A 13,392-nucleotide genomic window follows, 5' to 3' on the forward strand; every position below is an offset into this window, starting at 1 on the left:
TGAGCGAGCGACGCGAGCCGGCCCCGGGGCCGCGCCGCGCGGGCGGCGACCGGGTGCCCCGATGAGTGGCGGCTACGACCGCTGGCGCGATCCGGCGGAGCCGGCCTGGGCCGCCGAACCGACCACCGAATGGCACCCCCAGTTCCCGGGTCAGCGCTACCCGGGCGACATCGGCATCGAGTACCTGACCCCGCCCGCCACACGCGGGCGCGCCGCCGTCGTCGGCCGCGCCGAGGTGCAGCCGGTCAGCCCCGCACCGGGCGATCCGCCCGACGCCCACCCGGTCAGCCCCGCCGCCGGCGACCGGCGCGGGTCGTACCCGGTCAGCCCCGCCCCCCGCGACCGGCGCGGCACGCACCCCGCCGTCCACGATGGCGGTGACCGGCGCGGCGCGTACCCCGCGATCGCCGGCCCCGGCGCGCGGCCCGGCGCGGACGACCGGCGTGGCGGGGACGACCCGCGCGCCACGCCCGAGGGCCGCGAGCGTCCGGGACGGCCGGATCGCCGGGGCGACGTGAACGCCCGCGACCCGCGGCCCCGGACGGACGGGCGCGCCGGGGACGGCCGTACCGGCGACGACTCCTACCGGCGCGGCCCGGCGCAGCCCGGCGACCGCCCGCCGGAGCGCGCCGACCACGGACCCGGCCGGTACGACCGGCGCGGGCCGGAGTGGACGGTGGACCGCGACCGCGCCGCCGGCTGGCACGGCGACCGGCACGACCAGCAGCCGGGTCGCCCCGAATCCGGCCGGCGGATGCCGCCGCCGGACGCCGGCTCCCCGCGGCCGGTCTCCCCCGCGCCGGAGCCCGGCTGGCTCCCCGAGCCCGACGAGTTCCCCCGCCGGCCCCAGCCGGCCGACCGGCGCCCGGACGCGCCGACCTGGCCGGAACGCCAGTGGGGCGCGCCGACGGCCGAGGGGCGGCCCGCCGCCGCCCCGCGTGCTCCCGCGGACCGGCGGGACCAGGGCTTCGACGGTCCGCCGCCCCGGGAGCGCGACCCGCGCCGGGAGGCCGCGCCGCGGGCCGAGACCCACCGGGACGGTCCGGCCGCGCCCGACCGCGACGGCCTGCGCTGGCCGGCCGCGGACCCGCACCGCCCGGCGCCCGGCCGGCTACCCGGGCAGCACGGCGACCCCCGTCCCGTCGGCCGGGCCGCCGCCTTCACCCCCGAGGAGCGGCCGGACACCCACCGCCCCCAGGGCGGCACTCGACCGCGGCCCGACTCCGTCACTCCCGACCAGCGGCCGGACACCCACCGCCCGCAGGGTGACCCCCGCCCGCGGCCCGACGAGCGGCCCGCCGCCGAGCAGCGGGCGCGGACCGAGCCGGCCCGGCACCGCCCGGACGAGCGACCGCGTCCTTCGACGGCGCCGGACGACCGAGCGCGTCCCCCGGCAGCGCCCGTCGGCCGGCCCGGCCCCGACGGCCGACCGGCGCGCCCGGCCGAGCCCGCGCCGCCCGGCAGGGACGAGCGGAGGCCCGCCGGGCCGCACCCGGACGGATGGCAACGCCACCCGGCGGAGGAGGCCGCTCCCCGGTACGAGGGGCGGCGTCCCGAGCCCTCCCGGCCCGACGAGCGGTACCGACCGGAGGAGCGGCCCGCGTTCCGCCGCCCGGAGGAACGGCAGGGTCACCCGGGAGAGCGGGGCCCGGCCCGGCCGGCCGACGGCTGGCGTCCCCCGGCGGAGCCGGCTGCCCGTACCCGACCCGACGAGCTGCCCAGCCGGCCGGTCGAGCCCGCGCCGACCCGGCACGACGACGGCCGGCGCGCGCCCGTCGAGCCCGTCGCCCGTACCCGGCCCGACGACCGGCCGGCGGCGCCCACCTCCGGCGCGCCGGTCTCTGGCGGACCCGCCTACCCGGTTCCGCCGGCGGACCAGCCGCACACCCGTGACCGGTCCCCGCGTCCGGCCCCTCCCGAGGAGCCGATCCCGACGGCCACGCACCCGGTGGAGGTACGCCGGAGCGGGACGCACCCCGTCGCCGACGCGCCGACCCGCCCGGCACCGCCCGCGTACCGCGGTCCGACCGGCGGACCGGCCGCGCCCGGCCCGGACGAACGGGGCGCCCGGGTCGACGGCGGCGGGCCCGCCCCCGCCGCGCCGCGGCCGGTCTCCGCACCGCCGGTCCCGGTCTCCGCGCCACCGGTTCCGGAGTCGGCGCCGCCCGTGTCGCCTGCCAGCCGGCGGGACGATCCGGACGGGGCCTACAGCACGGCGCACGCTCCGATCCCCGCCCGGCCCGCCGACGCCGCGCCCACCACCACGGGCGTCGGCTCGGACGACGCCGCCTTCGGTGAGCCCGAGGAGTCCCGGCCGGTCGACATCCCGGCGCAGACCCCGCCGTCCGGCCGTACCGTCGAGGAGGCGGAGGAGTGGTTCCGGCCGACGCCGACCGGCCCAGCCACGCCGACGGTCGCCGCCGACGGATCCGCTCCCGCGCCGCGGACCGAACCGGACCCCGCCGGGGCGGAACCCGCGCGGCCGGTCTCCGCGCCGCCCGTCTCCGCGCCGCCCGCACCGGAGGTCGCGCCGGCCACCGAGTCGATTTCGTGGGCCGTGCGCCCCGTCTCGACGCCGCCCGCAGCCTCCGCCTCCGCCACCGCGCCGGAACTCGCACCACCCGCGCGCCCCGTCTCAGGACCACCCGCACCGGACTCCACCTCCGTGCGGCCGGTATCCGGACCGCCGGTCCCGGCGTCCGGGTCGGCGCGGCCGGTGTCCGGGCCGCCCGCCGGGTCGCCGTCGGCGGCCCCGACGCCGCAGCCCGACGCCACCCCCGAGGCGGAACAGGCGCCGGAACGGCCAGAGCCTCCGACGGACCCGGAGCAGGCGCTGGCCGCCTTCCGGTGGCGGCTGGACCCGGAGACGCTGCGCGAGGAGACGACCGATCCGGGGGAGCTGCGCGCAGTCCGCGACGGCCTCACCGGCAAGCTGGGCACCGCGCTCGACAACCGGAGTCGGGCTCGGCTGCTCAGCCTCCGCTCGGTGGCCTCGCGGATCCTCGGCGACCTGGACGACGCGCTCGCCGACGGTCGACTCGCGGTCACCTACGCGGAGGCCACCGGCGAGTTGCGGCGGACCGCGCTGGCGCGTGCCCGGCTCGCCCAGGTCCTGCGCTGGCGGGGTGAGCACGCGGAGGCGGATCGGCTCTTCGCCGAGGCGAACTCCCCGGAACTGCCCGACCGGCTCCGGGCGGCGCTGCACGAGCACGCCGGCCGGTCCTGCTACGACCAGGGACGGCTGATCGAGGCGTGCCACCACTTCGAACGGGCCCTGGACCTGTGCCAGGGCGCGGACCCGGAGCTGGTCACGCGTACCGGGGTGGCGCTGGGCGCGGTCCGGGAGCGGGCCGCGGCCGCCGGGTTCGGCCCCTGGCCGCGCGACCGCGACGCGATGCTGCGCAGTGAGCGGTTCCCGGTGCCCACCTTCGACGAGGAGCGGGACCTCTGGGGCTACGCCGACGCCGAGGGCAACCTGGTGATCGACCACGGGTACGCCGAGGTGCAGCCGTTCCGCGAGGGCATGGCCTGGGTACGCCGCCCGGATGCCTCCCGGTGGGCGCTGATCGACTCCTCCGGGGCCGCCCTGATCGAGGCGAACAACGGCTACCGGGCGGTCGGGGTCTTCTCCGACGGCCTGGCCTGGGTGTCGATGGACGGCAAGGGCAACTGGATGGCGGTCGACCCGACCAACATGGTGAAGATCCCGCCGGGCTTCGAGGACGTACGCCCGTTCCACGGCGGCCTGGCGGCGGTCCGCCGGGGCGGCTGGGGGGCGGTCGACCGGACCGGTCAGCTCGTGGTGCCGACCCGCTACCACGGCTTCAGCACCGCCCTCGCCGACGGCCGGCACGTCGACGGCTTCACCGAGGAGGGCCTGGCCGTGGTGGAGCTGGCCGGCCGCCGCGGCGTGGTGGACCGTACCGGCCGGGTGCTCGTCGAGCCGGCGTATCCGGGGCTGGTGATCCACCCGGTCGCCTTCCTGGTCGGCGCCGGCAGCGGGCGCTGGGGCGCGCTCGACCGGCGCGGCGAACCGCTGATCGACCCGGTGCATCCGAGCCGCGCCGAGGTGGTCGCGGAGATCGACCGGCTGCTCACGGACACCAGCCCGGTGCTCTGACCGGACGCCCTGCTGCCCGGCTGAGCGTCACATCCGGTCGCGCTGACCGCTGAACAGGATCCGGCGGGGCTAGGGTCGGGGCATGGAATTCCGACACCTAGGCCGTTCCGGCCTGATGGTCAGCGAGATCTCGTACGGCAACTGGATCACCCACGGTTCCCAGGTCGAGGAGGACGCGGCGACCGCGTGCGTCCGGGCCGCCCTGGACACCGGCATCACCACCTTCGACACCGCCGACGTGTACGCCGGCACCAGGGCCGAGGCGGTGCTCGGCCGGGCACTCAAGGGCGAGCGTCGCGAGGGGCTGGAGATCTTCACCAAGGTCTACTGGCCGACCGGCCCGGGCCGCAACGACCGCGGCCTGTCCCGCAAGCACATCATGGAGTCGATCGACGGCTCGCTGCGTCGGCTGCAGACCGACCACGTGGACCTCTACCAGGCCCACCGGTACGACTACAGCACCCCGCTGGAGGAGACGATGGAGGCCCTCGCCGACGTCGTGCACTCCGGCAAGGCGCACTACATCGGTGTCTCGGAGTGGAAGGCGTCGCAGATCCGCGAGGCCCACCAGCTGGCCCGCGAGCTGCGCATCCCGCTGGTCTCCAACCAGCCGCAGTACTCGATGCTCTGGCGGGTCATCGAGACCGAGGTCATCCCCACCAGCGAGGACCTGGGTGTCGGTCAGATCGTCTGGTCGCCGATGGCCCAGGGCGTGCTCTCCGGCAAGTACCTGCCGGGCCAGCCGCCGCCGGCCGGCTCCCGGGCCACCGACGAGAAGTCCGGCGCGGGCTTCATCGCCAAGTTCATGACCGACGAGGTGCTCACCCGGGTACAGCGGCTCAAGCCGCTGGCCGAGCAGGCCGGGCTGACCATGCCGCAGCTCGCCATCGCCTGGGTGCTGCAGAACCCGAACGTCTCCTCGGCGATCGTCGGGGCGTCCCGCCCCGAGCAGGTGCACGACAACGTGAAGGCGGCCGGCGTGCAGCTCGACGCCGATCTGCTCAAGGCGATCGACGAGATCGTCGAGCCGGTCACCGAGCGCGACGCGGCCAAGACCGAGTCCCCCGCGCAGCGCCCGTGAGCGCCGCCCGGGCCGGCCGGCGCCGTCGCGGCGGCCGGCCCGGGCCCGCTCAGCCCCGCCAGAAGCGGATCAGTTCGAAGCCGATCGAGTAGAAGGCCGGCGACAGGCCGAGCAGGTCGGCGATTCCGAAGACCGCGCCGAAGAACCAGCCGCCGATCCGCGGGCTCCACAGCAGCGCGAAGAGCAGGATGAAGCCGTACGGCGCGAACAGGTCGTACGTCCGGCGGTACTGCGGGCTCAGCCACGGCTGGATCATGTTGCCGCCGTCCAGACCGGGCACCGGCAGCAGGTTGAGCACGCTGGCGGTGAGCTGGAGGAACGCCAGCAGGCCCACCCCGGCCCAGAACTCCGGCGAGCCGCCGCTGCCGTAGCCGATCCGCAGCGCGGCCACCAGCACCAGCGTGAAGAGCACGTTGGTCGCCGGGCCGGCCAGGCTGACCAGGCTGTCCCGCAGCCGGCCGGGGATCGCGCGCTGGTCCACCCAGACCGCCCCGCCGGGCAGGCCGATGCCGCCCAGCAGCACCACGATCACCGGAAACACGATCGACAGCAGCGGGTGGGTGTACTTGAACGGGTTCAACGTCAGGTAGCCCCGGTGGGCGACGTCCCGGTCCCCGGCCCGGAACGCGACCACCGCGTGGGCGTACTCGTGCAGGCAGAGCGAGACCAGCCAGCCGGAGACCACGAAGAGGAAGACGTCGAACCGGACGTTGCCGTACCGCTGCCAGGCCAGCACCCCGCTGGTCACGAAGAGCGCGACCAGGCCGAGGAAGATCGGGCTGGGCCGGAACGCCGCCCGGGGCACCCCGAGCACCAGGGGCTCGCCCGGGCGGTCGTAGCCCATCACTCGACCGTGGGCAGCAGGCTCATCCGGTACTCCACCCGGTCGTCCTCGACGAGCGCGACGGAGGTGACGCCGGACGCCGCGAGCTCCCGCCAGGTCTGGCCGATCCACGACTCGGCGTCCGCCTGGCTGGCGAACGACTCCGTCGGTCCGTCCACCGACTTGCCGTCCGTGCCCTCGTACCGCCAGCTCCACGCCATGCCGCGTCTCCCCTCGCCGCCGTCGTCCCTCCGGGACGTAAACCTCCGCAAGCGTAGTCGGCCGGGCGCGCAACGGCCCCGCCCACCACCTTCCAGGCGGGCCACCGGGTGGATCAACGGCCGCTACGGCAACCCGTTCGAGCACTGCGGCTGAGCCCGGCCCGGCGAACCGGCCGGTCCGCCGTCCGCCGGCCGGGTGGCGTGCGGGGCGGCGGGCGGCGATCCGCCGGACGGCTTTAAGGTACGGACATGTCCGTTGACGGGTGGAACACGCTCCTGGTGCTCGGCGGTATCCGGTCGGGCAAGTCCGAGTTCGCGGAATCGCTGGTCGCCGACGCGCCGACGGTCCGGTACGTGGCCACCGCCCCGGCGGGGGACCCGGAGGACACCGAGTGGGCGACCCGCCTGGCGACCCACCGGGCCCGCCGGCCGGGCAGCTGGACGACCGAGGAGACGGCGGACGAGCCGCGCCGGCTGGCCGACGTCGTCGCCACCGCCGGGTCGAACGAGACGCTGCTCGTGGACGACCTCGGCGGCTGGGTGACCGTCCTGCTCGACCCGGCCCACCAGCCGGCCGACGACACGGCGACCGTCGAGGAGCTGGCGGCGGCGATCCGGGCGAGCGCCGCGAGGATCGTGCTGGTCAGCCCCGAGGTCGGGCTCTCCCTGGTGCCGACCACCCCGCTCGGTCGGGCGTTCACCGACGCGCTGGGCGCGACCAACCGCGCGGTCGCCGACGCCTGCGACGCCGTGGTGCTGGTCATCGCCGGGCAGCCGAGCTGGCTTAAGCCGGCCGCCGCTCCGCGGGCCGCCGCCGTGCCGGCGCAGGCCGGCCCCGGCCAGGCCGGGGCGCCGGAAACCCCGCTGCCGGAGGTGTCCGCGCCGGCCGAGCAGAGCACCGCCTGGGCCGCGCCGACGATGGCCCTGCCGATGGTCACCACCGGCCTGGCCATTCAGCCCGGCATGGAACTGCCGATGCCCGACGACTACGCCGGTCCGCAGGCCGTGGACCGGCTCGCCACCCTGGACCTGCCCGGGGCCGGGCTGGGGGTGCTGGAGCGGGTGGTCGGCTTCGCCGCCGCCACCCAGGGCACGCCCACCCCGACGCCCTGGAGCGCGGTGCGGGTACTGCTGCTGCACGGCGACCACGCTGGCGGGGCCGCCGCCGGCACGGTGCCGGGCGAGTCCGCCCGCCGCGCCCGGCAGGCCCGCGCGGGCCGGGGCGCGCTGGCCAGGCTGGCCGCCGAGAGCGGCGCGAGCCTGCAGGTGGTCGAGGCGCCGACCGCCGCGCCGATGGAGGACGGGCCGGCGCTGAGCGCCGACCAGGTCGAGTCGGCCCTGCGGTACGGCTGGCGGCTGGCCGAGCAGGCCGCCGACGCGGGCGTACAGCTGCTGGTGCTGGCGGCGTGCGGCGCCGGCACCGAGGCGGCCGCCGCGGCGGTGCTCGCGGCGACGGCCGGCGCGGAACCGCCGGCCGTGCACGGTCGGGTGGTCACCGAGGCCGGCGACAACGAAGACGCGGCCTGGATTACCCGCTGCGCGGCGGTCCGCGCCGCGCTGCACCGCACCCGGCGCTCCCCCCGCGACGCCAAGGACGTGCTGGCCGAGCTGGGCGGCGGCGACATCGCGGTGGCGACCGGGGTGCTGCTCGGCGCGACCGCCCGGCGGGTGCCGGTGCTGCTCGACGGGCCGGTCGGGGTGGCCGCCGGCATGGTCAGCCGGGACCTGGCCGGGCAGGCCCGGCACTGGTGCCTGCTGCCCGACCACGGTGGGCAGCCGGCGGTCCGGCTGGCCGCCGACGTGCTCGGCCTGACCCCGCTGCTCGACCTGCGGCTCGACCTCGGCGAGGGGGCCACCGCGCTGGCCACGCTGCCGCTGCTGCGCTCGGTGCTGACGCTGGCGGCCACGCTGCCGGTCCACCCGTCGCTGGGTGGCGACCCGGACGACGAGGAGGACTTCGTCGAGCCGGAGCCGGCCGGGCCCGGGCCGGCCACCACCGAGCCGGAGTTCGTGGAGCCGGAGCCGGTCGGGCCGGGTCCCACCACGGACGAGCCGGACGAGCGGGTCGCCGTGCCGGATTCCCCCGGTCGGCGTGCCGACTGAGTCGCGGCTCGCCGACGGGGTCCGGCTGGCGGTCACCACCGTCACCACACTGCCGCTGCGCACCGGCCGGATCGACCGGGGCGCCGCGGGCACCGCGATGGCGCTCGCCCCGGCGGTCGGGGCGCTGCTCGGCGCGGTCCTCGCGGCGGTGCTGCTGCTGACCGCCGCGCTGGCTCCCCCGCTGGTCGCCGCGGGCGTCACCGTCGGCCTCGGCGCGCTGTTCACCCGAGGCCTGCACCTGGACGGGCTGGCCGACACCGTCGACGCGCTGGGCTCGTACCGGCGGGGTGCCGCCGCGCTGGAGATCATGAAGAAGCCGGACGTGGGGCCGTTCGGGGTGGTCGCGCTGGTGGTCGTACTGCTGCTGCAGACCGCGACGCTCGCGGAGCTGGCCGGGCGGTCCTGGCCGGCGGCGCTCGCGGGCGTGGTCGCCGCGACCGCGGCGGGGCGGCTCGGCGTCGCGGTGGCCTGCCGGCGCGGCGTCCCGGCCGCCCGGCCGGAGGGGCTGGGCGCGCTGGTGGCCGGCACGGTGGGGCCGGTCGCGCTGGTCGTCGGCACGGCCGCCGTCGCGCTGCTGGCGGTGCCGGCGGCGCCGGGCCGCCCGTGGCAGGGGCCGCTCGCCGTCGTCGCCGCCCTCGCCGTCGCGGTCGGGCTGCTCCGGCACGCGGTACGCCGGCTCGGCGGCATCACCGGGGACGTGCTCGGCGCCACCGTGGAGATCGTCACCACGCTGGTCTACCTGGGACTGGTGCTGTCCGGCTGAGCGCGGCACCCCCGGCCGGGTAGCGTTCTTCAACGACAGCACCGGCGCGGTCGATGGGGGACGGCATGCTCATCACGGACGACTTCCTGCCCGTACCCGTGCCGGAGTCGCTCGACGCGACCTACCTCGTGCCCATCGCCGGGCTGCCCAAGGTCAGCCCGAAGACGGCGGTGAAGGCCCTCGAGGGCCGGCTCGCCGAGCCGGTGTACGGCCTGGCGAAGCAGATGCTCGACAGCCCGCTGATGACCGTGGACACCCGGCCGATCAGCGAGTTCCCGGAGCTGCCGCCGGACCTGCTCACCGCGTTCGGCGCCACCGAGGCCCAGCTGGCCCGGCTGGCCGCCGCCACGCACCTGGTGGTGGTCCAGGCGGAGTACCGGCCGGGCTGGCCGCCCGCGCACGAGTGGGCGGCCCGGGCGGTGGCCGCCGCGGTGGCCGAGACCGTCGGCAGCGACGTGGTGGACGTCTTCGGCCTGCAGTTCCTCGACCCGGCGACCGCGCTGCGCTCGCTGCCGGACGAGCAGGGCCGGATCCGGTTGGTCGACTGGGTGCTGGTGCCCTACTCCTCGGACGCCGACGGGCTCTGGTTCACCACCAAGGGGCTGCGCCGGTTCGGGCTGCTGGAGCTGCAGGCGCAGGGGGTGCCGGACCATCTCACCCGGGCCTGGGGCGCGGTGATGACCGGCGCCGCCCGGCGGCTGCTGCGGGACTGGACCGACGGGCTGGCCGGCGAGGAGGTGCCGGCGTTCGTGCAGCTCCCGGTGCTGGCCACGGTGACCGGCCACGACATCGCGGTGGCGTACGGGAATCCGGAGCAGCACGGGGCGACGGCGCCGGTGCTGCTCCGGCTGGAGCTGGACCCGGCGACGGACCCGGACGCGGACTCGTTCCTCAGCCTGCAACCGCCGCCCGGCCACCCGGGCCCGGCGGGACGCTACTTTGCCGCCGCCTGCGCGACGCTCTTCGCCGGCATCCAGCCGGACGTCCGATACGCCCGCCCCGGCGACGCGATGAGCAAGGCGATCGCCACCGCCCGGGCCGGGTTGGGCGACATCCGGGCCCGGTTCCTGGCCGATCAGCTCCCCGCCGAGACCCAGCTCGTGGTCAAGTACGGCCTCCCCGGCGACGACGGTCCCGAGTTCGTCTGGGCCGGGGTGACGTCCTGGGAGACTCCGGAGCGGATCGTCGGGGCCAGCGCCAGCGACGCCGCCACCGACCCCACGGTGCGGATCGGCGCCCCGGTGGTGGTCGAGGCCACCGACGTCGTCGACTGGGCCCTGCTGGACGGCACAGGCGTCATCGAGGGCGGCTGGACCCAGGCCGTCCTGGACGCCGGCGAACGCCCCACCCCCGACTGACCCGCCGCCTCCCCGCGTCGGGTTACCTGACCGAGGGGGTGACGAAGGGGGGACGGGTGACGCGCATCTGGGCGCGGCGGCCCCGGATGTCGACCTCGACCACGTCGCCGTCGGCCAGCTTGGGATCGGTGTTCAGGAGGGCCAGGGCGATGCCCTGCTTCCTGGTCGGCGAGAAGGTGCCGCTGGTGATGGTGCCGACCTGGGTGTCCCCGGCGTACACGGCCATGCCGGGGCGCGGGATCGCCCGGTCGACCGCCACCAGGCCGCGCAGCGTACGGCGGGGGCCGGCGGCCTTCTCGGCGAGCAGCACGTCGCGGCCCCAGAAGGCCGGCTTGTCCCAGCCGACCGCCCAGCCGGAGCGGCCCTGCACCGGGGTGATCTCCAGCGACAGGTCCTGCCCGTGCAGCGGGTAGCCCATCTCGGTGCGCAGGGTGTCCCGGGCGGCCAACCCGCAGGCCCGCAGCTCGTACGCGGCACCGGCGGAGAAGAGCGCGTCCCAGACGGCGACCGCGTGCTCGGCCGGCACGACCAGCTCGTAGCCCAGCTCGCCGGTGTAGCCGGTGCGGCACACGGTCAGCCCCACCCCGTCGAGGGTGGCGGTGGAGAAGCTCATGTAGCCGTGTTCGGTGGGCAGGCCCAGCGCGCCGAGCAGCTCCGCCGAGCGCGGCCCCTGCACGGCCAGCACCGCGTACGCCTCGTGCTCGTCGCTGACCTCGACCCCGGTCGGCGCGGCGGCGCGCAGCCGGCGCACCACCTCGGCGGTGTTCGCCGCGTTCGGGATCAGGAAGACGTGGTCGTCGGCGTGCAGGTAGGCGATGATGTCGTCCACCACACCACCGGTGGCGTCGTCGCAGCAGAGCGTGTACTGCGCCTGGCCGGGGCCGATCCGGCCGAGGTCGTTGGTGAGGCAGGCGTTGACGAAGTCCGCGGCGCCCGGCCCGGTGACCCGCGCCTTGCCCAGGTGCGACACGTCGAAGACACCCACCCCGGTACGGACCGCCGTGTGCTCCTTGAGCACACCGCCACCGGCGTACTCCAGCGGCATCTCCCAGCCCCCGAAGGGGGCGAACTTGGCGCCGAGAGCGGTGTGCCGCTCGTGCAGCGGGGAACGGCGCAGCCGGGTCGCGGCGGCGTCGGAGGTCACGTCGGTCATGGGTGGCAACTTACCGGGGCCGGAACGGCTGGTTAGCATCGGCGGGACCCGTCAGGACGATCGGCGGGACGCACCCGACGTCCGGCGGGTAGGTTGCCGCCGGAGACCTTCATCGCCGGTACGCGACGCCGCGACCGGCCCGGCCCGCCCGGAGTAGCCTCAGTGACATCGCCCAGCACCACCCTCAGCCTGGTCGACACCGACCCCGCCGAACTCGCCGTCGACGCCATCGTGATCGGCGTGCACAGCCAGACCGGAGAGCGGGACGCCACCAGCGGACCCGCCGGCACCCTGCTGCTGGCCAGCGGCGCGGAGAGCATCGCCGCCGCGTTCGACGGCAAGCTGACCGAGACGCTGGCGCTGCTCGGCGCGACCGGCGGCCCCGGCGAGGTGATCAAATTGGCCACGCTGGGCACCGTCACCGCCCCGGTCGTCGCCGCCGTCGGCCTCGGCCCGGAGCCGACCGGCGCCGCCCCCGCGCCGGAGATCCTGCGCCGGGCCGCCGGCGCGGCGGTGCGGGCCCTCGCCGGCGCGCCCCGGGTGGCGCTGGCGCTGCCGCTGCCGGACGACGCGGACGCGCCGGCCGCGCTGCGCGCGGTCGCCGAGGGCGCGCTGCTCGGCGGGTACCGGTTCGCCGGGTATAAGACCAAGCCGCAGCCGGCCCGGCGGGAGCCGGTGGCCGAGGTGCTGGTCGCGGTGCCGGACGCCGCCGACCCGACCGCCCAGGCGGAGATCACCCGGGCGCAGGCGGTGGCCGGCGCGGTCCGGCTCAGCCGCGACTGGGTGAACACCGCCCCGAACGAGCTGCGCCCGCCGTCGTTCGCCGACGCGGTGGCGGCCGCCGCCCGGGACGCCGGCCTCGGCGTCGAGGTGCTGGACGAGGCGGCCCTCGCGGCCGGCGGGTACGGCGGCATCATGGCCGTCGGGCAGGGCTCGGAGGCCCCGCCGCGGCTGGTCAAGCTGACCTACACCCCGGAGGGCGGTGGCTCCGGCAAGCGGGTGGCGCTGGTCGGCAAGGGCATCACCTTCGACACCGGCGGCATCTCGATCAAGCCGGCCCAGGGCATGTGGGAGATGAAGTCCGACATGGCCGGCGCGGCGGCGGTCGGCGCGGCGATGCTGGCGATCGCGGCGCTGAAGCCGGCGGTGACGGTGACCGGTTACCTGCCGATGGCGGAGAACATGCCGTCGGGCACCAGCTACCGCCCCGGCGACGTGATCACCATGTACAACGGCAAGAAGGTCGAGGTGCTCAACACCGACGCCGAGGGCCGGATGATCCTCGCCGACGGCATCGCCCGGGCCTGCGAGGACGGCGCGGACTACCTCTTCGAGACCTCCACCCTCACCGGCGGCCAGGTCATCGCGCTGGGCAAGAAGATCGCCGGCGTGATGGGCACCGCGGAGCTCTGCGAGCGGGTGAAGGCCGCCGGCGAGGCGACCGGCGAGCCGGCCTGGCCGATGCCGCTGCCGGACGACGTGCGCAAGGGCATGGACTCCGACGTGGCGGACATCTCCCAGGTCAACGCCGGCATGGACCGGGCCGGTCACATGCTGCAGGGCGGCGTCTTCCTGCGCGAGTTCGTCACCGACGACGTGGCCTGGGCGCACATCGACATCGCCGGCCCGGGCTACCACTCGGGCGAGGCCACCGGTTACTGGACCAAGGGCGGCACCGGCGTCCCGGTCCGCACCCTGGTCCACCTGGTCGAGGACGTCGCCACCAACGGCTGACGACCAACCCGACACGACGACGGGGCGCCCCTGACC

The 13,392-nt window shown here is 76.8% G+C and carries 9 protein-coding genes; 6 read left to right on the top strand and 3 right to left on the bottom strand.

Going from position 1 to position 13,392, the window contains the following annotated elements:
* Positions 1 to 61 precede the first annotated feature (61 nt).
* Positions 62 to 4,120 (top strand): WG repeat-containing protein, encoded by a 4,059-nt coding sequence (locus SLP03_RS02260; RefSeq protein ID WP_319458786.1) that lies wholly within the window; start codon positions 62 to 64, stop codon positions 4,118 to 4,120.
* Between the two features lie 82 nt (positions 4,121 to 4,202).
* The gene (locus SLP03_RS02265; RefSeq protein WP_319458787.1) at positions 4,203 to 5,201 is read left to right on the top strand and encodes an aldo/keto reductase family protein; all 999 of its coding nucleotides are present in this window, start codon (positions 4,203 to 4,205) and stop codon (positions 5,199 to 5,201) included.
* A gap of 49 nt (positions 5,202 to 5,250) precedes the next feature.
* Here the strand turns inward: SLP03_RS02265 and SLP03_RS02270 are convergent, their stop codons facing one another.
* Both SLP03_RS02270 and SLP03_RS02275 read right to left on the bottom strand, forming a co-directional pair.
* Entirely contained in the window at positions 5,251 to 6,045 is a 795-nt protein-coding gene (locus tag SLP03_RS02270) for a site-2 protease family protein (protein ID WP_319458788.1), read from the bottom strand.
* The gene (locus SLP03_RS02275; protein ID WP_319458789.1) at positions 6,045 to 6,245 is read right to left on the bottom strand and encodes a hypothetical protein; all 201 of its coding nucleotides are present in this window, start codon (positions 6,243 to 6,245) and stop codon (positions 6,045 to 6,047) included. Before SLP03_RS02275 ends, SLP03_RS02270 begins: the two co-directional genes overlap by 1 nt.
* Positions 6,246 to 6,494: 249 nt before the next feature.
* Between SLP03_RS02275 and SLP03_RS02280 the strand changes: the two genes are divergently transcribed.
* From SLP03_RS02280 to SLP03_RS02290, 3 genes are all read left to right on the top strand, one after another.
* Positions 6,495 to 8,348: a bifunctional adenosylcobinamide kinase/adenosylcobinamide-phosphate guanylyltransferase gene (locus tag SLP03_RS02280; protein ID WP_319458790.1), complete on the top strand. Its 1,854-nt coding sequence runs from the start codon at positions 6,495 to 6,497 to the stop codon at positions 8,346 to 8,348.
* Positions 8,338 to 9,111 (top strand): adenosylcobinamide-GDP ribazoletransferase, encoded by a 774-nt coding sequence (locus SLP03_RS02285; protein ID WP_319458791.1) that lies wholly within the window; start codon positions 8,338 to 8,340, stop codon positions 9,109 to 9,111. Before SLP03_RS02280 ends, SLP03_RS02285 begins: the two co-directional genes overlap by 11 nt.
* A gap of 65 nt (positions 9,112 to 9,176) precedes the next feature.
* A complete protein-coding gene (locus SLP03_RS02290) occupies positions 9,177 to 10,469 on the top strand; it encodes a DUF2314 domain-containing protein (RefSeq protein ID WP_319458792.1) in 1,293 nt (430 codons plus the stop codon).
* A 22-nt stretch (positions 10,470 to 10,491) separates the two neighbouring features.
* Here the strand turns inward: SLP03_RS02290 and gcvT are convergent, their stop codons facing one another.
* A complete protein-coding gene (gene gcvT / locus SLP03_RS02295; protein WP_319458793.1) occupies positions 10,492 to 11,622 on the bottom strand; it encodes a glycine cleavage system aminomethyltransferase GcvT in 1,131 nt (376 codons plus the stop codon).
* A gap of 162 nt (positions 11,623 to 11,784) precedes the next feature.
* Here gcvT and SLP03_RS02300 point away from each other — a divergent pair, with 162 nt between their 5' ends.
* A complete protein-coding gene (locus tag SLP03_RS02300) occupies positions 11,785 to 13,356 on the top strand; it encodes a leucyl aminopeptidase (RefSeq protein WP_319458794.1) in 1,572 nt (523 codons plus the stop codon).
* Positions 13,357 to 13,392 lie beyond the last annotated feature (36 nt).

It is taken from the genome of Micromonospora sp. RTP1Z1, assembly GCF_033804685.1.
GTDB lineage: Bacteria > Actinomycetota > Actinomycetes > Mycobacteriales > Micromonosporaceae > Micromonospora.